This window comes from Anaeromyxobacter sp. SG64 (assembly GCF_022690745.1).
GTDB lineage: Bacteria > Myxococcota > Myxococcia > Myxococcales > Anaeromyxobacteraceae > Anaeromyxobacter > Anaeromyxobacter soli.
This window is the reverse complement of the sequence record NZ_JALCZB010000005.1, coordinates 74477-95744: the sequence shown is the minus strand read 5'-3', so window position 1 is coordinate 95744 and position 21268 is coordinate 74477. Positions and strand designations below refer to the sequence as shown.

Annotated in this window: 14 protein-coding genes, 1 tRNA gene and 1 pseudogene; 6 read left to right on the top strand and 10 right to left on the bottom strand. The window is 75.2% G+C overall.

Translation table 11 applies throughout. From position 1 onward, the window contains the following. Positions 1-189 precede the first annotated feature (189 nt). A complete protein-coding gene (locus MNZ29_RS02920) occupies positions 190-1020 on the top strand; it encodes a hypothetical protein (RefSeq protein ID WP_242339556.1) in 831 nt (276 codons plus the stop codon). Positions 1021-1072: 52 nt separating this feature from the next. Here MNZ29_RS02920 and MNZ29_RS02915 read toward each other — a convergent pair whose 3' ends face one another. The 8 genes from MNZ29_RS02915 to MNZ29_RS02880 all read right to left on the bottom strand — a co-directional run bounded on the left by MNZ29_RS02915 (position 1073) and on the right by MNZ29_RS02880 (position 11733). Beyond that, the gene (locus MNZ29_RS02915) at positions 1073-1939 is read right to left on the bottom strand and encodes an RDD family protein (protein ID WP_242339554.1); all 867 of its coding nucleotides are present in this window, start codon (positions 1937-1939) and stop codon (positions 1073-1075) included. Beyond that, positions 1936-2925 carry a stage II sporulation protein M gene (locus MNZ29_RS02910; protein WP_242352769.1) on the bottom strand — a complete coding sequence of 330 codons (990 nt, stop codon included), beginning with the start codon at positions 2923-2925 and terminating at the stop codon, positions 1936-1938. Before MNZ29_RS02910 ends, MNZ29_RS02915 begins: the two co-directional genes overlap by 4 nt. Then, complete coding sequence (locus tag MNZ29_RS02905) at positions 2922-4235, bottom strand: DUF58 domain-containing protein (protein ID WP_242352766.1); 1314 nt, start codon at positions 4233-4235, stop codon at positions 2922-2924. Before MNZ29_RS02905 ends, MNZ29_RS02910 begins: the two co-directional genes overlap by 4 nt. Next, on the bottom strand, positions 4232-5188 hold the full coding sequence (locus MNZ29_RS02900; RefSeq protein WP_255821063.1) for a MoxR family ATPase: 957 nt from the start codon (positions 5186-5188) through the stop codon (positions 4232-4234). Before MNZ29_RS02900 ends, MNZ29_RS02905 begins: the two co-directional genes overlap by 4 nt. After that, on the bottom strand, positions 5142-6410 hold the full coding sequence (locus tag MNZ29_RS02895; protein ID WP_242352764.1) for a DUF4350 domain-containing protein: 1269 nt from the start codon (positions 6408-6410) through the stop codon (positions 5142-5144). The genes MNZ29_RS02900 and MNZ29_RS02895 overlap by 47 nt, the downstream gene beginning before the upstream one ends. Then, complete coding sequence (locus tag MNZ29_RS02890) at positions 6407-7039, bottom strand: DUF4129 domain-containing protein (protein ID WP_242352762.1); 633 nt, start codon at positions 7037-7039, stop codon at positions 6407-6409. Before MNZ29_RS02890 ends, MNZ29_RS02895 begins: the two co-directional genes overlap by 4 nt. Positions 7040-7218: 179 nt before the next feature. After that, positions 7219-8244 carry an L-erythro-3,5-diaminohexanoate dehydrogenase gene (locus tag MNZ29_RS02885; protein ID WP_242339542.1) on the bottom strand — a complete coding sequence of 342 codons (1026 nt, stop codon included), beginning with the start codon at positions 8242-8244 and terminating at the stop codon, positions 7219-7221. Between the two features lie 165 nt (positions 8245-8409). After that, positions 8410-11733 carry an AAA family ATPase gene (locus MNZ29_RS02880; protein WP_242352760.1) on the bottom strand — a complete coding sequence of 1108 codons (3324 nt, stop codon included), beginning with the start codon at positions 11731-11733 and terminating at the stop codon, positions 8410-8412. A gap of 82 nt (positions 11734-11815) precedes the next feature. Between MNZ29_RS02880 and MNZ29_RS02875 the strand changes: the two genes are divergently transcribed. Both MNZ29_RS02875 and MNZ29_RS02870 read left to right on the top strand, forming a co-directional pair. Further along, the gene (locus MNZ29_RS02875; protein ID WP_242340800.1) at positions 11816-13561 is read left to right on the top strand and encodes a M61 family metallopeptidase; all 1746 of its coding nucleotides are present in this window, start codon (positions 11816-11818) and stop codon (positions 13559-13561) included. A 190-nt stretch (positions 13562-13751) separates the two neighbouring features. After that, positions 13752-15071 carry an aminopeptidase P N-terminal domain-containing protein gene (locus MNZ29_RS02870; protein WP_242340801.1) on the top strand — a complete coding sequence of 440 codons (1320 nt, stop codon included), beginning with the start codon at positions 13752-13754 and terminating at the stop codon, positions 15069-15071. A gap of 21 nt (positions 15072-15092) precedes the next feature. Here the strand turns inward: MNZ29_RS02870 and MNZ29_RS02865 are convergent, their stop codons facing one another. Beyond that, positions 15093-15362: a hypothetical protein gene (locus MNZ29_RS02865; RefSeq protein WP_242340802.1), complete on the bottom strand. Its 270-nt coding sequence runs from the start codon at positions 15360-15362 to the stop codon at positions 15093-15095. A 33-nt stretch (positions 15363-15395) separates the two neighbouring features. On the opposite strand from MNZ29_RS02865, the gene MNZ29_RS02860 reads away from it, so the two are divergent. The 3 genes from MNZ29_RS02860 (at position 15396) to MNZ29_RS02850 (ending at position 20231) form a co-directional block, all read left to right on the top strand. After that, positions 15396-16388, top strand: a complete 993-nt coding sequence (locus tag MNZ29_RS02860; protein WP_242340803.1) for a hypothetical protein — start codon at positions 15396-15398, stop codon at positions 16386-16388. 110 nt (positions 16389-16498) lie between these two features. Continuing rightward, positions 16499-20029 carry an Ig-like domain-containing protein gene (locus MNZ29_RS02855; protein WP_242352758.1) on the top strand — a complete coding sequence of 1177 codons (3531 nt, stop codon included), beginning with the start codon at positions 16499-16501 and terminating at the stop codon, positions 20027-20029. 128 nt (positions 20030-20157) lie between these two features. Continuing rightward, a tRNA-Pro gene (locus tag MNZ29_RS02850) sits at positions 20158-20231 on the top strand. Between the two features lie 222 nt (positions 20232-20453). Here the strand turns inward: MNZ29_RS02850 and MNZ29_RS25115 are convergent. Then, positions 20454-21098 (bottom strand): annotated as a pseudogene (locus MNZ29_RS25115) (tyrosine-type recombinase/integrase); the annotation flags it as partial. Positions 21099-21268 lie beyond the last annotated feature (170 nt).

Genomic DNA, 21268 nt, shown 5'->3' with positions numbered 1-21268 from the left:
TCGAGCGTCGGGCTCGAGCGCTGCCCGGAAGCCGGGTCACGTCCGCTCGCTCCGCGCCCCGCGGGTCGAGAGACTCCGGCACAACGCGGCGCGGCGAAAAGCTGTGGGCGAAGCCCGCACACACGGTGGATCCTCGACGTCACGGGTGGTGCAAACTATGCTCGCCGCCTCTCTCCTGGAGGTCACGAGATGAACCTTCCCGCAACGATCCCCGCAGCGCCGCCGCCCGCACCGCTCGCCGTCGGCGCGGAGCGGCGCTTCACCGTCGGCAACCTGCTCTCGCGCTCGTTCTCGATCTGGTGGAGCAACCTCGGCAAATTCTTCGTCCTCGCGCTCGTCGTCTACGTGCCGATGATGGTGGTCGCCGTCGCGCTCGGCGTCGGAAACCTCTTCTTCCGGACGCCAGGTGCGCAGGTGGACCCGGCGGCGATCTCGGGGGCCATGGGGGCGTTCGCCGTCGTCTGGCTCGTCGCGATGGCGCTCCTCCTCGTCCAGATGGCGGCGCTCACCTACGGGGCGATCCAGAGCCTGGCCGGCCAGCCGGTCCAGCTCGGGGATCTCCTCCGCGCGGGCCTGCGCCGCGCGCCTGTCGTGCTCGGCGTGGGCGTGATCTGCTACCTCGCGTCGGTGCTCGGGTTCGTCCTGCTCATCGTCCCGGGACTCATCGTGCTGACGGCCGTGAGCGTGTCGGTGCCCGTGGCCGTCGTCGAGCGCAACGGGATCTTCGGCTCGGTGAGGCGCAGCTTCCAGCTCACGAAGGGCCGGCGCCTCGCCATCTTCGCCGCGTTCCTGGTGTTCTTCGCGGTGTTCATGGGGGTGAGCGCGTTCGTGAACCTGGTGTTCCCGGCCCTCGCCGCGCTCGGCGGCCAGATCACCGGCATCGTTGGCATGGTGATCTCCACGGTGGTGAGCCTCGCCATCGGGTCGCTCGGCGCGATCGCGCCCGCGGTCGCGTACCACGACCTGCGCGCGGAGAAGGAGGGCGTGGACACCGCCTCGCTCGTGAAGGTCTTCGGGTAGCACCGACCGCCGGCGGGCGCGATCCGCGACGCGCGGATCGCGCCGCCCTTTTTCAGGAGCGGTCGAGCTTGTGGGCCCGCCGCCTCCCCAGGAGGAGGCGCCGCTCGAGCCGGCCGCGCAGCGCCGTGTAGTAGGCGCGCAGGAACGCGCGGTCGTCCGGCGCCGGGGCGTCCCACCCGATCTTCTCCTGGATCCGCGCCGCGACGGCCGCGAGCGCGTCCGGGCGCGCGGCGGGCCCATCGCGGAGCAGCCCCTCGAGGACGTGCAGCTCGTACTCACCGTACACGTCGAGCTGCTCCAGCGAGAAGGCGAAGCCGTCCGCCGCTCGCGACGCGGGCGCGGCGACGAGCTCGTCGAGCAATCGCGCGTCGGGCGCGCGCACGACGATCGTCCCCGCCACGAGGTCACCCACGCGGAGGCGATCGCGGTTGAAGAGCGGCAGGAGCCCGAACAGCAGCATCCACGCGAGCGCCGCGAGGGCGACGCCCGCCGGCGCGCCGGGGTAGACCGCGTCGGGCCCGGCGAGCGCCGTCATGGGCAGGAACACCTCCAGCTCGCGGGTGAGGTTCCGCGTGATGATCGCCTCCGCCGTGAGCGGACCGCCGCGCGCGTCGATGACGCGGATCCCGAGCTTGCGCTTCCCCGGTGTCTGGCCGCGCCACGAGAGCTCGAAGAAGGTGAAGTAGAAGGTGCGGACGAGGAACAGCGCCAGCAGCGCGCCGGCCAGGGCGAGATCCGCACCGCCCGCCCACCCCACCAGGAAGAAGATCGCGAGCACCGAGACGAGCACCGCGGCGAGCACGAGGAGGTAGTCGAGCAGGAACGCACCCGCGCGGTCGCCCGCGAGCGCGATCGCGAAGCGCAGCGGCACGCCGTCGGGGGTCACGACCTCGCGCGTGCGCGCGCCGCCGGCGGTCACGCCCGCCTCCCTGCGCGAGCGAGGTAGACGGTCCAGAAGAGGAACGTGGCGGCGGCGACGCCGTAGCGGATCGGGACGGAGTGGACGAGCTGCCGGAAGAGCCCCTCCACCAGGGCGGCGACGAAGAACAGGGCGACGGCCCCGACCGCGAGGACGCCAGCCTCCCGCCCGCGGCGCGCGAGCCCGGCGAGCCGCTCCTCGCGGCCGGGGAACACCACGGCCTGCCCGAGCGCGAGGCCCGCCGCACCGCAGAGCGCCACCGCGAAGAGCTCGGTCACGCCGTGCGGCAGCACCCACCCCCAGAACTCGAGCGCGAGGCCGCGCGAGCGGTAGAGCGCGCCGAACGCCCCGAGGACGAGCCCGTTCGTGAAGAGCAGGAGCGCCGACGGCACGCCGCCCGCGAACCCGACCGCGAACGCGAGCAGGCCGATGGTCGCGTTGTGCTGGAACAGGAACATCGCGAAGGTCTTGAGGAGCTGCGCGGCGTCCCTCGGCGCGTACAGGGCCTCGCGGAGCGAGGCGGTCGAGGAGGTCGGCCCGCGCCCCTGCGCCATCGCGGGATCGACGAACGCGTAGAACCGCTCGGCGTCGCGCGCCGTCAGCGCGTGACCGACCACCGCGCCGAGCGCGATGAGGGCGAGCGCGAGCGCGAGGTGGCGCCGGTGGGCCCGGACCGCGCCCGGAAATCTGTGGACGAAGAAGTCCCGGAGCGCGTCCCGGAGGTGCCGCCGCGTCCCGTAGACGACGAGGTACGCCCGCGCCGAGAGCGTCTCCAGGTAGTCGAGGACGTTGCGATCGAGGGAGATCGCGCGCGCGACGGAGAGGGAGGAGAGCGCGGCGCGGTAGAGCGCCGGCAGCCGCGCGATCTCGGAGGAGGCGAGGGCGGGCAGGCCGTAGCGCTCGACCCGATCCAGGAGGCCCTCGAGCTCGCGCCACGAGGGCTCCCGCTCGGCGCGGAACGCCGCGCTCTTCAGCACGACGGTCACGCGATGAGCTCCCGGCGCTTGATGTCGAGGTAGCGGTTCACGAGGCGCGTCGAGACGGCGGCGGGCGGCGCGTCCACGCAATGGACGCCCATGCGGCGCAGGCGCGCGAGGACGCGCTCCCGCTCGCGCACGAGCTCCGAGGCGACCACGGCGCGGTAGACGTCCCCGAGCCGCCGCGGGGCCGCGCCGGCGAGCCCCTCGACGCCCGGGTCGCGCAGCGACACGAACACCACGAGCTGCCGGCGCGCCAGCCGGGAGAGGTTCTCGAGCATGAGCTCCGCGGTCACGGTGTCCACGAACTCGGTGAACACCACGACGAGCGAGCGACGGCGCAGGCGCGCCGACAGCTCGGCGAGGCCGACGGTGAAGTTCGTCTCCTCGGTCGAGTAGGCGAGGCCGGCGGAGGCGGCCTGCAGGCGCGAGAACGCTCCCAGCCCGCCCTGCGGCTCCGTCCAGGCGCGCGCCGCGCGATCGAAGCCGTAGAGCCCCACGCGGTCGCCGAGGCGGAGTGACACGTAGCCGAGGAGGAGGGCCGAGGTCACGGCGTGGTCGAGGCGCGGCACGCCCTCGAGCGGCTCGGCCATGAGGTGACCGGTGTCGAGCGCGAGGACCACCTGGTGGTTTCGCTCGGCGCGGAACTCCTGGGCGAGGAGCTTGCGGTGGCGCGCGGTCGCCTTCCAGCTGATGGCCCGCGGGTCGAGCCCGGGCACCCACTCGCGCAGCGCGTCGAACTCCGAGCCGTCGCCCAGGAACCGCTCGACCTGCACGCCGGCGGAGAGCTCCCGCGCGCCGAAGTAGCGGAAGGCCGCGGCGCGGACGGGGCGGAGGTTCGGCAGCACCGCCACCGCGCGGTCGATCGCGACGCGCTTGCGCCGCGCGGCGAGGCCGAGCGGGCCCGGCCAGCGGAGCCAGAGCGCGTCCACGGTGGGCCTGCCGCGCCGGCGGGCGCGGAGCGCGATCTCGAGCGCCGCCGGCTCGCCCGCGCGGACGCGGAGCTCCGCCGGCGGCTGCGGGTCGAGGTCCGCGTGCAGATCGGCGAGGACCTCCACCGTCGCGGCCCCGCGCGCCGCCGAGAGGACGACGCGCGCGGCGCCCGCCTCGCCGACGAACAGCGACTCGGGGACCTCCATCGACGCGGCGAGCGCCCCCGGCGTCAGCGCCAGGATCGCGTCGGCCCCGATGGCGGCGAGCGTGAGGGCCGCCACGACGAGCCAGACACCCCAGAGGCGCGGGTGCACGAGCGCGGGCAGGAGCGCGACCGGAAAGCCTGCGGCCACGAGCAGGAGGGCGCGGCGGGTCGGGTGGATCACCTGGGGGCCTCCACCTCCTCGAGGACGCTCGCGACCGCGGCGTCCGGCGTGGAGCCCTCGATCTCGGCGCCCGGCGCGAGGACGATGCGGTGCCGGAGCACGGGCCGCGCGAGGGCCTTCACGTCGTCGGGGATGACGAACGCCCGCCCCTGCGTGGCGGCCAGCGCCCGCGCGGCCGTCGCGAGCATGTTGGCGGCGCGCGGCGAGGCGCCGCACAGGAGCTGCGCCCGCGCGCGCGTCGCGCGCACGAGGTCCACGACGTAGTCGACGATCTCGTCCGACAGGCGGATGGCGGCGACCGCCGCGCGCATGGCGACGAGGTCCTCGAGCGAGGCGACCGAGGAGATCGCGAACTCCGAGATGGGCGGCGTCGCCGTACGGTGGCCGTGCACGCGCACCATCGCGCGCTCCTCGTCGCGCGACGGGTAGCCCACGCTCACCTTGAAGAGGAAGCGGTCGAGCTGGGCCTCCGGGAGCGGATAGGTCCCCTCCTGCTCGATCGGGTTCTGCGTCGCGAGCACCATGAAGCCCGGCGAGAGCGAATGGGTGGTGCCGTCGATGGTGACGGCCCGCTCCTGCATGGCCTGCAGCAAGGCCGCCTGCGTCTTCGGAGGCGTGCGGTTGATCTCGTCGGCCACGAGCACGTCGGTGAACACGGGGCCGCGCGTCAGCACGAACGCGCTCGTCTGGAAGTTGAAGATGTTCGTGCCGACGACGTCGCCGGGCATGAGATCCGGCGTGAACTGGATGCGGTTGAAGCCGATGCCGAGCGCGGCCGCGAAGGCGCGGGCGAGCAAGGTCTTCGCCGTGCCCGGGACGCCCTCGAGCAGGACGTGCCCGTCGGAGAGCAGCGCCACGAGCATGAGGTCGAGGGCGGCGTCCTGGCCCAGGACCACCCGGTGGACCTCAGCGCGGAGTCGCTCGGTCACGTCTCGAATCGCCGTCAGCTCCATGCGTCATCTCCTCCCGCCAGGTGTGGATCTCCAGCGCCGTCCGCAGCGCGTCCTCCTCCGCCCCGCGCCCCCGCCCCTCGAGCGCGCGGACGCGCGCCTCGGCCCGGGCGAGCGCGTCGCTCCGGCCGCGCGCCGCGGCGAGCCGCGCGATCCAGGCGTCCTGGGCCTCGGCCCGGTCGCCGGGCGCCCGCGACCTCCGCGCCACCTCGTCCTTCGCCGCGCGCAGGTACGCGCCGAGCACGTGCGCGACGTGCCCGCCGTGGCGGAGCAGGGCCGCCGTGTTCTCGACGAGGAACGCCTTGCCGGGCGCGAGGAGCGCGTCGGGCGGGCGCGGCCGGCCGAAGCGCACGAGCCCGGCCCAGACGGCGAGCGCCGCGAGGAGCGCCGCCTGCGCCGTGGCGAGGACGAGAGGAAACCTGAACAGCTCGCGGGCCACGGACGGCTGGAGGTCCAGCCCATGCAGCGTCTCGTCGATCACCACGGGCACCTCGCCTCCGCCGAGGCGCTCGACGAGCCGCAGCGCGAGGGCCGCGTTCTCGCCCCGCCCGAGGCCGTGGTTGGCGAGGACGTCCGGGTCGGCGAGCACCACGATCCGGCGGCCCGTCTCCTCGTCCACGACCTCGCCGGCGAGCATGCCCTCCGCATAGGAGACGAGGGGCACGAGCGCGTCGGAGCGCAGGAGCTGCGGGGCGTCCAGCACGGCCCCCGCCGGCAGCGTCCCGCAGGACGCGGCGGTGAGCTGCCTCGGCCGGACCACCTCGGCGTCGAGCTCGAGGACCTCGAGGGCACGCCGGACCTCCGCGAGCGGCAGGAGGCTCGCGCCGCCGAGCCAGCGCGGCCGGTGGGGATCGGGGAACCCGGACCGCTTCGGGAGCACGACGAGCAGCCGCGAGGCGTCCGAGGCGATCTCCTCCAGGGTCACGGTCCGCCGGCCCCTCTCGCCGGCCGGCTCGAGCGCCGGCTCGGCGAGGACGACCAGCGCGCCGTCGGCGGCCTTGTCCGCGGTCCGGTGGCGCGAGACGAGCGTCGGGATCCCGAGCTCGCGGAGGAGCGTGACGAACGCGCGGTGGCCGATGGCGGACCGGCTGTACGCGCCGGGCGCGACGGACGGCGGCTCGGAGAGCTCGTCCCCGAAGACGCCCAGGAAGGCGGCGGCGGCGAGCGAGGCGGTCGCGGCGAGGGCGAGCCACGTGGCGCCGCGGCGGGAGAAGGGCCCGCTCACGTCGTGCCCCGGTAGCTCTGGAGGAAGACGTGGAACCGGTCGAGGCAGGCGCGGTAGTCCGCCTCGCCCGGCACCGCGCCGCCGAAGTGAGAGAGCTCCACCGCGGTCACGAGGCCTGCGAGCGCCTCGCGCGCAGGGGGCGCCAGCCGGACGCGCCCCACGATCTCGCGCGAGGTGAGCGACGGCGCGAGGCGCGCCGCGCGCGAGAGGGCCGCGAGCGTGTCGAGCAGCAGCGCGTGGATCGCCTCGCCGTACCGGCCCGCCGCGGCGGCGGCCTCGGCGGACGGGATGGGGATCGGCTCCGGGCCCGCCTCCGTCCCGGACCCACCCTCGACCTCGGGATCCCGGGAGCGCGCGCGGAGCCGCCGGAAGAGCCAGGTGCCGGCGAGCGCCGCGAGCAGCGCGATCCCCGCGAAGACGAGCACCCGCAGCACGGTCGCGAGGAGGTCGGGCAGCTCGACCGGCTTCCACTCGGACGGGAGGGACGTCTGGACGTCGCCGCGCGCGAGGATCTCGCCTGCACGCGCCTCGATCGACTCGGCGGAACGCGGGGCCGGCGGCGGCGACGCGGGCGCAAGCGCGGGCGTGGCAGCGAGCAGGGCGGCCACGAGCCCGGCGAGGAGCGGCATTTCCCGAGAGTAGAACGGGCGGGCGGGCTCCACAAGGATGGGCTCGCCCGGACCCGACCGACGCCGAGGCGGAGGTGCGCCGGACGGCGGCGGAGGTGGGTGTCGGCGTCGGCCGCGGGTCTCCTCCGGGAGCTTCGACGGGCCGATGGACGCCGTCGGGGTCCGACCTCGCCCGACCTTCAGCGCGCGTACCGCTCCTCGAAGAGCGCGCGGAGCTTCGCGTTCCGGCGGAGCAGGTCGAGCGTGAGCTCGGCGTGGCCGGGCACGTAGCCGTTCCCTATGAGGAGCGTCGCGTCCTTGCCGACGCCCTCGGCGCCGAGCGCGGCGGCGGTGAAGCTCGTCGCCATCGAGAAGAAGAGCACCGTGCCGCCGTCCTTCACCGCGAGGATGGAGGCCATCTCGGTGCCCGCGACGCTCGCGCAGTTCACGACGAGGTCGAACGGTCCGCCCGCGGCCTCGACCGCGGCGAGCGCGGCGACGGCGTCGGTGGCGTCGAGGGCGATCGTCCGGTCGCACGCGCCCGCGCCGCGGATGGCAGCGAGCGCCGCCTCGGAGCGATCGGCCGCCACCACCTCGCCGCCCGTGCCGGGGAGGAGCTCGCGGGCGTGCGCCGCGACGAGCAGGCCCGACTTGCCCGCGCCGAGCACGAGGACCCGCGCGCCGGGCCGGACGAGGCGCGCGGCGAGCGCCGGGGCCCCGCACACGTCGAGCGCCGCGAGGGCGAGCGTCTCGGGAAGATCGGCCGGCAGCCGGGCCCAAAGCCCGCTCGCGAACAGGATCGCCTCGCCGTCGCACTCGACGCGGTCGATCTCCGGCCGGACGGCGCGGATCCGATCGAGCCGCAGCGGCGTGAGGGAGAGCGACACGAGCGTCGCGACGCGGTCGCCCGGACGGAGCGACGCGGCGGCCGGGTGGCGCGGCCCCACCGCGCGCACGCGGCCGATGAGCATGCCGCCCGAGCCGGTGACCGGGTTCTGGAGCTTCCCGCGCGCACCCACGATGCGCAGCACCTCGGCCGCGATGCGCTCCGGGTCGCGCCCCACCGCGCCCTCGATCTGCCGGAAGCTCGCGGCGTCCACGTTGAGCGCCTCGACCTCGATGGAGAGCTCGTCCTCGCCGAGCGGGAGGGTGGGATCGAGGACGTCGGCGCGCTGGGGGAGCGCGCCCCTGGGCGAGACCACGCGGCGAAGCCCGTAGGGATCCATGGGCGCGAGAGCTTAGGGGGAGGGCGAGCGGTGCGCCAGGGACGAGGCGGGGCGGGGTGAGGCCCGGCCGGCGCCCGCCGGGCCCGCGTCGCGCGTCACCGGGATCCCGGCGTGCGGGGCCGCCGCCGCTCGCCCGTGCGCTCCGGGCCGCCCGAGGCCGTCCTCTCAGGCGTCCGCGTCGACCTGGACGAGCGCGTCGAGCGCGCGCAGCTCGTCGGGCATGGCCCAGCCGGCCCCACGCAGCCGCGCCTCGAGCCGGACGGTGCGGCCCGCCTCGTGCCGGTGCCCCGCGGCGAGGAAGCCCGCGCGCGCGTTGGCGAGCGCCGCGAGGGCGTCGTCCGTGCGTCCGTGCGCCGCGAGGACGCGGGCGCGGGTGAGCCGGGCGGTCGCGACGAGCACCCGGCCGCCGCGCTGCCGCGCGATCTCCTCGAGCGCCTCGGCCTCCGCCTCGGCCTCCCCGAGCCGCCCGCGCGCGAGCGCGACGCGCACCGCCTCGGGCCGGAACACCGCGTCGCACGCGGCGCAGTCGCCGTGGCGCGCCGCCGTCTCGCTCGCCTCCCGCACGGCGTCCTCCGCCGCGTACAGCGCACCCGCGGCGAGGCGGTTGCGGGCCTCGGTCGCGTGGAGCCGCGTGAGGGCGTGGCGGCGGAGCCCCGCGCGCTCCGCGACCACGATCCCGAGGTCCACGAGGGCGAGCGCCTCGTCCAGGCGGCCGCGCAGCGTGAGGAGGCAGGCGAGCCGCTCGAGGGCGAGCGCCTCGCCGATGGCCGAGCCACCCGCGCGGTGGCGCTCGAGCGCGTCGCGCAGGGCGGCCTCGGCGAGGTCGAGGTCTCCCCCGGCGAGCGCGGCGACGCCCTCGCCGTGACGGCCGGCCGCGACGGAGCCTGCGGCCCCGCGCTGGCGGGCGCGCTGCGCGAGGAGCGCGGCCGCGTGGCCCACCTCGCCGGCCGTCGCGTCGCAGAGCAGGTCGCGATCCCAGAGGACGAGATGGAGCGGGACGGGGTGCTCCGGGGCGAGGTCCTGGCGGGAGGAGCGCGCGCTGTCGCCGGTCGCGTCGTCGGGCGGGCGCAGCGGGTCGCCGAGCGTCGCGCGGGCGAGGGCCACGAGGTCGGCGGCGCGGGCGGCGAGGTCCGCGTCGCCCGTGTCGCTGGCGCGCTCGAGGCACCCCTGGGCGGCCGCGAGCGCGTCGGCGGGGCGGCGCTCGTGCCAGAAGAGCTGCGCGCGCACGTGCAGGAGCGCCGCCGCCTCCTCGCCCTGCGCGTCCACCGCGTGGAGGCCGTCCTCGAGCTCGGCGTTCGCCGCGCGGAGCAGGCCCGCGGAGGCGAGCGAGATCGCCGCGAGGCGGTGGGCGCGGGCCCGCTGCTCGGGGCTGGGGCGGAAGCCGCCGCCGTCCTCGAGGTGGGCCGCGCCGGAGAAGGAGCGCGCCGCGCCGGCGAGCTCGCCGAGGCCGAGCTGGACGCGGCCGACCGCGTCGAGGAGCTCGAGCTCCTGCGGCCCGTCCGCGCCGGAGCGCTCGAGCAGGTCGAGCGCCTCGGTGTAGAAGGCGAGCGCCTCGCGGAGCCCGGCGCGCGCCGCGGCGCGGTGGCCGGCGGCGACGAGGTGGACGACGGCGCGGTCGGGATCGCCGGCGCGGCGGCGGTGCCAGGCGAGCGCCTCGGAGGGGAGCTCGCCGCCCGCGGGGAGCGCCGCCTCCAGCCCGTCGGCGAGCGCGCCGTGCAGCGCCGCGCGGCGCGCGGGGGAGAGGCCGTCGTAGACGGCGTCGCGCACGAGCGCGTGGTGGAAGCGGTACCCCGCGCCGTCCTCGTCGAGGAGGCGCGCCTCGAGGCAGCCGTCGAGCGCGGTGAGCGCCTCGTGCGCCGTGAGGCCGGAGACGGGCCGCACGAGCTCGAAGTCGAAGCGCGCCCCCGCCACGGCCGCGGCGGCGAGCAGCGCCTCCGCGCGCGCGCCGAGCCGCTCGACGCGGGTGCGGATGGCCGCGGAGGGATCGGTGGGGAGCGACGGCCCGCCCGACTCGCGCTGCGCCCGCACGACCTCCTCGGTGAGGAGCGGCGAGCCGTCCGTGATCCGGTAGAGCTGCGCGACGGTCGCCTCGGGCGGCGGCTCGCCGAGCAGGTCCGCCACCTGCTCCCGCGTGGCGGCGAGCCCGAGGCGCGGGATGCGGACGCCGCGCGCCAGGCGCGCGCAGTCGAGGTGCGCGAGCGCCATCTGGATGGGCGTCCCGGCGTGGATCGCCGCCTCGTTGCAGGTGGCGACGATCATGAGCCTCAGCGCGCGCGCGTCGCGGGCGAGGAGGTGGAGGACGTTCAGCGACGACTCGTCCGCCGCGTGCACGTCGTCGAGGAGGAGGTAGATCGGGCGCCCCTCCGCGACCGCCCCGAGCGCCTGCTCCACCGCCTCGAAGATGCGGAGCCGCACCTCCTCGCCGGCGATCCCCGGCCCGGGCGCCGCCCCCGCGAGCGGGCTCGCGAAGGCGGGGTTCGCGCGGGCCTCCTCGGCGAACGCGTCGGCGAAGAGACCGTACGGCGCGCCGCCGCCGGTGGCGATGCCGCACAGCACCGCCGCCCCGCGGGCCTGGGCGAGCCGGGCGCCCTCCACCGCGAGCCGCGTCTTGCCGACCCCGCGCTCCCCGAGGAGCATGAGCGTCCCCGAGCCCTGCTCGAGCAGCGACTCGACGAGCAGCACCACCGGCCCGCGCCCGCGCACCGGGGGCGGGTCGGTCGTCCCGAGCAGCCGCCGGGCGGCGCGGCGCGCGCCGTCGAGCGCCGGCCGCGCCTGGGTCGGCCCGACCTCGCCGCGCTGGATGGCGGTCCACAGCGCGCGGGTCTCGTCCGACGCGCCGGACCGCCCCGCGGCGCGCAGCGCGCTGTCGCACGCGTCGTACTGGCGGAGCGCCTCCGCCCGCCGGCCGGTCTCGGCGAGGAGGCGCATGACGAGCCGGTGCGCCTCCTCGGCGGCGGGATCCACCTCGAGCACGCGGCGGAGGAGCGGGACGGCGGCGCCGGCGTCTCCCCGCCCGGCGGCGTCGCGCGCGAGCGGCAGCGCCACGTCCACGAAGCGGCTCCGGAGCTCCGCGCGCCGCCCCTGCAGCCACGGAGAGTCGAGATCCTCCGGCGAGAGATCCCCGCGGTAGAGCGCGACAGCCTGCGCCCAGCGCTCGGGACCGCCCGCGGCGGCCGCCTCCTCGAACGCGTCCACGTCCACCCAGACGTCCGGCCGGAGCGCGAGCTGGCCGCGCTCGATGTCCACCCAGCGGCCGCCGAGGATCTGGCGGAGGTCGTAGAGCGCGCGGTGAAGGTTGTTCGCGCCGCTCGCGGGGTCCTTGTCGGGCCAGAGCGCCTCGATGGCCGCGTCGCGACCCAGCGCGCGGCCCGGCGCGAGCGCGACGAGCTTCAGCAGGTCGGCCGGCCGCCGCCGTCGCCACGCCTGGGCGGGGATGGGCGCGTCCGCGCGGACCACCTCGAACCGCCCGAGGAGGTGGAGCTTCAGCATCGACACTGCGAGAACCCCCTGGGGCCGAGAGGCTAACAGAACTCCGGGGCACGCGGTTGATCCCCGGCTAGATTGTGACCGCATGCGCTACCGGCTCTCGCTCCCCGAACCGCACTCCCATCTCTTCCACGTCGAGGCGATCCTCGAGCGGCCCGGCGCCACGCCCGAGCTCGCGCTCCCGGTCTGGACGCCCGGCAGCTACCTGGTGCGCGAGTTCGCGCGCCACCTCGAGGGCGTGGAGGCCGACGACGGCCAGGGCCGCCGTCTCACGATCGAGCGACTCGACAAGCAACGCTTTCGCGTGGACGCGGGCGGGGCGGAGCGGGTGGTGGTGCGCTATCGGGTCTACGCGAACGAGCTCACGGTGCGGACCTGCCACCTGGACGGGACGCACGGCTACCTGAACGGCGCGGCGGTGTTCCTCTACGCGCCGGGGCGCGAGCGCGAGCCGCAGGTCCTCGAGATCGCGCCGCCGGAGGGCTGGTCGATCGCGACGGCGCTCCCCGGCGGGCCGACGACGTTCACCGCACGTGACTACGACGAGCTCGCCGACTCCCCGGTGGAGATCGGCCGCCACCGCGTCGTGCCGTTCACCGCGCTCGGCAAGCCGCACGAGATCGCCATCTGGGGGCGGGGGAACGTCGAGGAGGCGAAGCTCGCGGAGGACACCCGGCGGATCGTCGAGACGCTCGGGGGGCTCATGGGTGGGCTCCCCTACGAGCGCTACCTGTTCATCCTGCACCTCACCGAGAAGCGGCGCGGCGGCCTCGAGCACGCGAGCTCGACGACGCTCAACGTGGGCCGGATGCAGTTCTTCCCGCGCGACGCGTACGAGGAGACGCTGGGCCTCTTCGCGCACGAGTTCTTCCACCTCTGGAACGTGAAGCGCATGCGGCCCGCGGCGCTCGTGCCGTTCGACTACGGGCGCGAGCAGTACACGCGGCTCCTGTGGTGGTTCGAGGGCGCCACGTCCTACTACGAGGGGCTCGCGCTCGCGCGCGCCGGCCTCCTCGACGCGGGGCGGTATCTCCGGAACCTCGGCCGCGCGCTCACCCAGCTCGAGCGCACGCCCGGCGCGAGGAAGATGAGCGTCCAGGAGGCGAGCTTCCTCGCGTGGGTGAAGCACTACCGGCCGGACGAGAACAGCGGGAACAGCGCCATCTCCTACTACCTGAAGGGCGAGCTCGTCGCGCTCGCGCTCGACCTCGCGCTGCGCCGGGCGGGGTCGTCGCTCGACGCGCTCCTGCGCGCGCTCTACGCGCGTCACGAGGGGCGCGGCCTGCCGGAGGACGGCGTCGAGCAGGCGGCGGCGGAGCTCCTCGGCGCGGACGCGGCGCGGCGCTTCTTCGATCGCCAGGTGCGCGGCACGGAGCCGCTCGACCTCGACCTCGAGCTCGTGGGCCTGCGGCTCCGGCGCCGCGCGGCCCAGGGGCTCGACGACAAGGGCGGCACGCCTCCGAAGAACGGCGACGAGCGTCCCGCGCCCGGCTGGGCCGGCTTCGAGCTCGCCCAGGGGCCGAAGCTCGCGGTGGCGTCGGTGCAGGAGGGGAGCCCGGCGCACCGGGCCGGCCTCTACGCCGAGGACGAGCTCGTCGCAGAGGGCGGGTTCCGGCTGGACCGCGCCGCGCTGTGGGACCGGCTCGGCGAGAGGGGGCCGGGCGGCTCGCTCCGCCTCACCGTGTTCCGGCGGGACGAGCTCGTCGAGGTGACCGTGCCGCTCGCCCCGTGGCCCGAGGACACCGTCTGGCTCGAGCCGGTGGAGGCTGCGAGCGAGGCGCAGCGAGCCGCGTTCGAGGAGTGGTCGGGGACGCGCTGGCCGGGGAAGTAGCCCGCTTCATCGTCCGGGAATCACGTTCGATTTTGCGCCCCGAGCGCGCGCGGGCCCGAGGCCGGCCGAGCGCGGCCGCTACGCGGTCGAGGCCACCTTCCGGCACGGCCCGTCGCCCCCGGCGAGGCCCTCCCGCCCCGCGACGGCGGCGCGCCCGCGCTCCCGGCGGGAGTGCGCTATATGGGCGGGCATGGACTCCAACTCGACCTTCGCCGAGCGCCGCCGGGCGGCCGCCGCGCAGATGGCGCGCCAGGGGGGCGGCGTGATGCTCCTCCCGGCCGCCGAAGAGAAGCTCCGGAACGCGGACACCGAGTACCTCTTCCGCCAGGACAGCGACTACCACTACCTCGTCGGCCTCGACGAGCCGGAGGGCTGCGCGGTCCTCGTGGCGTCGCCTGCGGGCGAGGCGAAGCTCGTCCTGTTCGTGCGGCCGCGCGACCGCGAGAAGGAGATCTGGAACGGCCGCCGCGCCGGGATCGAGGGCGCGAAGGAGCAGTACGGCGCCGACGAGGCGTACCCGGTCGCGGAGCTGGAGGCGAGGCTGCCGGCGCTCGTCGAGGGCGCGGAGACGCTCTGGTTCCGCGTCGGCCAGGATGCGCCGTGGGACGCGCGGCTCGCGCGCGTCCTCAACGAGCTGCGGAAGGGCGCGCGCCTCGGCAAGCGCCCGCCGCGCGCCATCGTGGACCCCGGCCGCATCCTCCACGAGCAGCGCCTCGTGAAGGGGCCGGACGAGCTCCGGCGGCTCCGCAAGGCCGCCGAGATCACCGCCGAGGCGCACATGGCGGCCATGCGCGACGGGCAGCCCGGCCGGCGCGAGCACCAGGTGCAGGCGGAGATCGAGTACGCGTTCCGCCGCCGCGGCGGGTCGGGCCCCGGCTACGGGACGATCGTGGCCGCCGGCGCGAACTCGACCATCCTCCACTACCGCGCCGGCCCCGAGCTCCTGAAGGACGGCGACGTGTGCCTGGTGGACGCGGGCGGCGAGTACGAGCTCTACACGGCGGACGTGACGCGCACGTTCCCGGTGTCGGGCGAGTTCACGAAGGCGCAGCGCGAGCTCTACGAGCTCTGCCTCGACGTGCAGAAGCAGGCCATCGAGGCGGTGAAGCCGGGCACGAACCTCGACGCGATCCACGACCTCGCGGTGCGGAAGCTCACCGAGGGCTTCATCTCGCTGGGCCTGTTGCAGGGCAGCGCCGACGAGCGGATCGCCGACAAGGCGTTCCGCAAGTACTACATGCACCGGACCAGCCACTGGCTCGGCATGGACGTGCACGACGTCGGCGACTACTACGTGGACGGCAAGCCGCGGGCGCTGGTGCCGGGAATGGTGCTCACCATCGAGCCGGGCATCTACGTCGCCGCGGACGACGAGAGCGCGCCGAAGGAGATGCGCGGCGTCGGCATCCGCATCGAGGACGACGTGCTCGTGACGCCCGAGGGCCACGAGAACCTGACCGCCGCGGTGCCGAAGGAGGTCGCAGAGGTCGAGGCGGTGTGCGTGCGGTAGCGGCACGACCGCGTCACGCGTTCACGCGAACTCGCGCCGCGCCGCCCATGCGGTAGGCTCCGGCTGCTCCCAGGACCCTTCACCGGGAGCGACGGAGCCGCCGCAATGCTGACGCTCGCCGCCGCCGTCCTCCTCGCCGCCGCGCAGCCCGTCCAGTCCGGGCAGCGGGTCCAGCTCGTGGCCGCCCGGCTGGCTCAGCCGGTCGTGCCCGTGGCCGCGCAGCCGGCCCAGCCCGCCCGGCCGGTCGCGCAACCGGCCCCGGCCGCTCGGACCGAGCCTGTCGAAGCCCAAGGGACGGACCCTTCGGCCCGCTACGACGCCGCCATGGCGCTGCTCCTCGACGGCAAGCTCGAGGAGGCCGCGCGCGCGTTCGACGCGGTGGCGGCCACCCCCGGCGCCGGCCCGCTCGCCGACCGCGCGCGCACGCTCGCCGAGGTGAGCCGCGCGCTCGCCGCTCGCGGCCACTTCGAGCTCCAGGAGCCGCGCCTCGAGCGCCGGCGTCCCGCCCGTCTGGACCGGAGCGGCCGCGCCGAGCTCGCGTTCTTCGGCACGACCTACGGCATCTGGACCGGCGTCGCGACCGGGCTCCTCGCGGAGGCCGACGACGGCCGCGCCTACCTCGCGCTCGCCATCGCCGGCGGCGTCGGCGGGCTCACGCTCGCGATCCTGCCCACCCGCCATGCTGCGATGCCCGAGGGCCGCGCCCAGGCGATCGAGTCCGCCACGAGCTGGGGGACGTTCAACGGCGGCCTCATCGCCGCGCTCGCTGACGCGGACGGGAAGGGGGTGGTGGGCGCGACGCTCGGCACGGGTCTCGCCGCGCTCGGCACCACGGTGCTCCTGACGCGCGACCGGAGCCCGTCCTCGGGCGCCGTGGCGCTCACGAACAGCGGCGGCATCTGGGGGCTCGTGACGGGCGGGCTCACGCTCGCGATCCTGGACGACGCGAGCGACACGACCGCCCAGGGCGTGCTGCTCGCCACCACCGACGCCGGCCTTCTCGCGATGGCGCTCGTCGCGCGGCGCGTCGAGATGAGCCGCGGCCGGTCACTCCTCATCGACGCGGGCGGGCTCCTCGGCACGCTCGCCGGCGTTTCGGTGCCGGCGTTCGCGAACGCGGAGAACGGTCACGCGATCGGCGCGGCGGGCCTCGCCGGGATGGCCGTCGGGCTCGCCGCGGGGGCGTACCTCTCGCGCGGCTGGGACGAGGAGCTGGACGAGGCGGCCGCCGCGCGCGCCGAGGGGGCGATGGCGGCGCCGATGGTGGCGCGGCTCGAGGGTGGCGGGTTCTCGGCGGGGGTGGCAGGACGGTTCTGATGTAGGTGCGGTCGCAGCCTTGCCGCTCGTTGACCCGCTGTGTACCCTCGCGCGCCGTATCCCAGCGTGAACGCCGGGACGCGCGCCGTTGCCGGCGCGGGGAGGGGAACATGCGGCGGATCTCGGCGCTCGGCCTCGCGGCCGTGCTCGCGGCGGCGTGCAGCGGCGGCAGCGGTGGCGGCGGCGCGAAGCCGGCGGCGACCCTCGTCTCCATCGCGGTGACGCCGGCGACGGCGGTGACCGTGGCGGGCGCGACGGTGAAGCTCACCGCGACCGGCGCCTACGACGACGGCAGCAAGCGCGACGTGACCGCCGAGGCGAGCTGGACCTCGCTGAACGGCGGCATCGCGCAGGTGTCGGCGGGCGTCGTGACGGGGATCACCGCGGGGACCGCGACCATCACCGCCGCGATCGGGCCCATCCAGGGGACGGCGCTCGTCACCGTGGACACGCCGACGTTCGTCTCCGTGCGGATGGATCCCGTCAGCGCGGTGATCTCCGCGGGCCAGTCCGCCTCGCTCCGCTGCCTCGGCATCACCGACGGCGGGACGGAGATCGACGTGACCGCGGCCGCCGTGTGGACGAGCGCCGATCCGCTCGTCGCCACGGTCTCGCGCGGCGTCGTCTCGGGCGTGAAGGTCGGCGGCACGGACGTGCGCGCCACCTACGCCGGGTTCTCCGCGCAGGCGCACGTCACCGTGGAGGCGGCGTCGCTCGCGTCGCTCCTCCTCGGCGTGCCCCCGACGTTCACCCTCGCCGCGGGCGACGCGCTCGACGTGCGCGTGTTCGCCGTCTACTCGAACGGGGGCCTGCGCGACGTGACGCTCCTCGCGGACTGGTCCTCGAGCGCGCCGGCGACGGCCGCGGTGTCGAGCGTCGCCCAGACCGCGGGGCGCCTCGACGCGCTCGCGGCCGGCGCGGCGACGATCACGGCCTCCTTCGGCGGCAAGACCGCCTCGGCGGAGCTCACCGTCGCCTCCGACTCCGTGATCTTCGTCCTCGTCCAGCCGGTGCCCTCGCCGCTGCCGGTCGGCATCGGCTACCCGCTCCGCGCCACCGCGCTCCACGCGGACGGCACCACCGCCGACGTGACCGCGCTCGCGACCTGGTCCTCCGACTCGAGCGTCGTGACCGTGGCCGCGGGCGGAGTCGCAACGATGGTCGCGGGCGGGGTCGCCGTCGTGAGCGCGAGCTACGGAGGCGCAGTCGGGCGCGCGGCCGTGACCGTCACCGGCGACGCGCCGACAGGGCTCGCGATCGACACGACCGCCATCGCCATGGGCCTCGGCGACTACACCTGGCCACCGCCCAACGTGACGCTGAGCTACGCGAATGGCTCGAGCTACGACGTCTCGAGCGCGGCGACGTTCTCGGTCGTCGATCCGGCCGTCGGCATCGTGGAGAAGGGATGGTGGGGCGATACCGTCGTCCGGGCCGTGGGCCTCGGGACGACCACCCTGGAGGCGCGCTACGCGGGGCTCTCCGCCACGGCGAGCGTCCAGGTGACCGCGCCGCTGTCGTTCGCCCTCGACGCTCCCGCGTCGGTGCCGGCGGGCGTGAGCTGGAGGGTGAAGGCGCAGACCCGCGTGCAGGGGAAGTACGTCGTCGAGACGGAGGACGTGTCGAGCTACGCCGAGTGGTCCTCGAGCGACCCGGCGGTGATCGCCATCTCGAACGCGCCCGGCACGAAGGGCACCGCCACGGTGGTCGGCTCCGGGAGCACGACGCTGTCCGCGTCCTTCGGCGGGATGACGGCGACGAAGACGGTGACGGTGCTCGGGCCGCTCGCCTCGATCACCATCTCCCCGGCGTCGCTCCTCGTGCCGTCGGGCGTCACCCGCCAGCTGAGCGCGACGGCCCGCCTCGCCGACGGCCGCACCACCGACGCGACGACCCTCGTCACCTGGCGCTGCGACCGCGTCATCGGCTCGGTGAACGGCGGCAGCTTCTGGTCGTCGAGCCCCGGCACGGGCGAGATCACCGCCGCGATCGGCGACGTCTTCGGCTCCGCGACCGCGACGGTCGTGCGCGAGCCGTCCCAGTTCGGCGGGCTCGTCATCCGCCCCGCGGTCGCGTACGGGGACAAGCTGCCGGTGGGGCACACCGGACAGCTCCGGGCCATGTACGTGTACTCGGTCGGCGGCTGGAACGTGGAAGTCCCGGTGCAGGGCGAGGTGACGTGGACGAGCGAGTCGCCCGCGGTCGCCGCGTTCGACGATCCCGCGAACCCGGGCCGGGTCCATGCGCTCGCCGCCGGCAGCGTCTACGTGCGGGCCGCCACGACGAGTCCGTCGGGCCTGCCGATGCAGGCGTCGACGCAGCTCTCGGTCGTGACGCCCACGGCGCCCCTCGAGCTCGCGCCGGTCACGGTCCCGCTCGGTGGCTCGGCGGCGCTCCGCCTGGCCGTGCCGCTCGCGACCAGCACCGCCTCGGCGACGTCGTTCGCGACCTTCGAGTCGAGCGATCCGTCGGTCCTCGAGGTGCGCGGGTCGACGGTGGTCGCGCGGAAGCTCGGCTCGGTCGAGCTCCGCGCGCGCCTCGACGACGTGACGGTCGTGGCGCAGGGCACCGTCGTGCCGGCGGCGCCGAAGGCCCTCTTCGTGGCGCTCCCGTACCAGCTCACGGTGGGCGACAAGACGGCGCCGGGCGCCTTCCTGGAGCTCGACAGCGGCGACTACGTGGACGTGACCAAGCTCTCGACCTGGGCGTGCTCGACTCCCGCCGTCGCGTCGCTCACGTGGACGCCGGGCACGGCGCCCGACCTGCAGGCGATCGCCGAGGGGATGGCGACGCTCGACGCGAGCTGGAGCGGTTTCGTCGGGACGGACAGCGTCCCGGTGGTCGGCGCCGCAGCGGAGCCGGCGGCGGTGAGCCTGCGCTTCGATCCTCCGACCTACGAGCTCCCCGTGGGCGGAAGCCTGACGATGCAGCTCCGCGCGACGCTCTCGAGCGGCGGCACCGTCACCGCGACCGGCGCGCAGATCACCGTGTCGCCCGCGGACGTCGCCACGGCGACGTACTCCGGCTCCTACGGCACCATCACCGGCCAGAAGCTCGGGAGCGCGGTCGTCACCGCCACGTGGGGCGGGCAGACGGCGACGGCGATCGTGAACGTCACGCACACCGTCGGCGAGTTCGGGCTGTTCGCGCCGGACAGCGGGCCCCTCGGGCTCCACCCGTACGAGCGCCTGTACCTCAACACCTACGAGAATGTGGGCTTCGCCGAGCTCGAGAAGACGCTGGCGTGGGCCTCGTCGAACCCGGCGGTGGTGAAGGTGGTCGCGCCCGGGGTCGTCGAAGCGGTCGCCCCGGGCACCGCGATCGTCACCGCTGCCTCCGGGCTGCAGGTGTGGCCCTTGCCCATGACGGTGTCGAGCTCCCCCCTCGATCGCCTGGAGCTCGCGGGCGTCGCGCCCACGGTACCCGTCGGCTCGAGCTACCGGTTCCGCGCGACCGCCCGTTTCGCGGACGGCGCGTCGCTTGACGTGTCGAGCCGCGCGACGTGGTCGAGCGCCGACCCGACGATCGTCGAATTCGACCCTGCGGCGCCCGGAAAGCTCTCCGCGAAGCGCGCCGGAACCGTGCGCATCGAGGCCCGGCTCGACGGCAAGACGGAGTCCGCGGAGGTGACGGTTTTCTAGCGGGAGCGGCGGGCCGAGCCGGCCCGCGCTTCCCCCTTGACACCCTCTCGGCACTCCAGTATCTACGCCGCCTTACGTCGGTCCGAGGTCTTCCCGGGGCCTGGAATCCGTCCGACGGAGCGCATCATCGGGGAGTGGCTCAGCCTGGTAGAGCACTTGGTTCGGGACCAAGGGGTCGCAGGTTCAAATCCTGTCTCCCCGACTCATCGAAGGCCGCGACGTCCCACGGGAAACCGTCGGTGTCGCGGCCTTCGTTTTTCCCGATTTTCGGCTTCTGTGCCTGAAACGTGACTGGCACGGCAGACGCTGGAGGCGGGAGGCCGGCGAACCGGAGGTGCTCGTCGAGCGCCTTCCTGGTGTCGCGCGTGTCGTGGTGGAGGTAGTGCCCCTCCGTCACCTTGATGTCGGCGTGCCCGAGCACCTTCTGGATGATCTGGATCGGGACGCCCGCCTTCGAGAGCAGGGTGCCGGTCGTGTGCCGGAGCTTGTGGATGCTGATGTCCTTCGGGACCGGCGAGACCCAGAGGGCGAAGCCGCACTCCGGGCACTTCGTCACCGCGCTCGAGGTGCGGCGGACCTTGAACCCGCAGCGCCGGCACTTGTGGTCGTAGCCGACGATGATGCCGGCGGCCTTGAGGGCGGTCCGGATCCGCTCGTTCACGTGCAGGTTGCGGCTGTGCATCCGGCCGTCCCGGTTCGGGAAGACCAGCATCGAGTCGGATGAGTCGACCGCGGCGCGCAGGTAGGGCGTCAGGTCCCTCGCGATCGGGATGACGAGCTCGCGGCGCGACTTGGTGGTCTCGCCGTCCCAGCTCTTCCGGACCGTGATCTCGCTCGAGCTCCAGTCCACGTCCTGCTTGCGGAGGCCGAACAGCTCTCCCTCGCGCATGCCCGTGAAGAGTGCGGTGGCGAAGAGCTGCCGGTACTGACCGTGGCAGGCCGAGAGGAACGGGCCCACCTCGTCGAGCGCGAGGAAGCTCGCCACCGTCTTCGGGACCTCGGCGATCGCGACGTCGTCGATAGGGTTCGCGCCCACCCAGAGCCCAGCTCGCGCCCCGACCCTGAACATGCGGCGGACGATGGCGCGCAGGTGGTTCCGCGTCCGCGGCTTGAGCACCGTCGCCTTCGACCGAAGGAGCTGCTCCAAGGCGAGCCCTGTGAAGCTGGACAGGGGAAGCTCGCCGAGCGCCGGCCGGAGGTGCTTCTCGATCGAGCCCTTGATGGTAGGGGACTTGAGGC

What these genes read in the sequence shown, in the direction of transcription:
- MNZ29_RS02855 (WP_242352758.1), top strand. Translation starts at nt 16,499, where the DNA reads ATGCGGCGGATCTCGGCGCTCGGCCTCGCGGCCGTGCTCGCGGCGGCG.
- MNZ29_RS02900 (WP_255821063.1), bottom strand. Translation starts at nt 5,188, where the DNA reads ATGGAGCTGACGGCGATTCGAGACGTGACCGAGCGACTCCGCGCTGAG.
- MNZ29_RS02885 (WP_242339542.1), bottom strand. Translation starts at nt 8,244, where the DNA reads ATGGATCCCTACGGGCTTCGCCGCGTGGTCTCGCCCAGGGGCGCGCTC.
- MNZ29_RS02880 (WP_242352760.1), bottom strand. Translation starts at nt 11,733, where the DNA reads ATGCTGAAGCTCCACCTCCTCGGGCGGTTCGAGGTGGTCCGCGCGGAC.
- MNZ29_RS02920 (WP_242339556.1), top strand. Translation starts at nt 190, where the DNA reads ATGAACCTTCCCGCAACGATCCCCGCAGCGCCGCCGCCCGCACCGCTC.
- MNZ29_RS02875 (WP_242340800.1), top strand. Translation starts at nt 11,816, where the DNA reads ATGCGCTACCGGCTCTCGCTCCCCGAACCGCACTCCCATCTCTTCCAC.
- MNZ29_RS02890 (WP_242352762.1), bottom strand. Translation starts at nt 7,039, where the DNA reads ATGCCGCTCCTCGCCGGGCTCGTGGCCGCCCTGCTCGCTGCCACGCCC.
- MNZ29_RS02870 (WP_242340801.1), top strand. Translation starts at nt 13,752, where the DNA reads ATGGACTCCAACTCGACCTTCGCCGAGCGCCGCCGGGCGGCCGCCGCG.
- MNZ29_RS02860 (WP_242340803.1), top strand. Translation starts at nt 15,396, where the DNA reads ATGGCGCTGCTCCTCGACGGCAAGCTCGAGGAGGCCGCGCGCGCGTTC.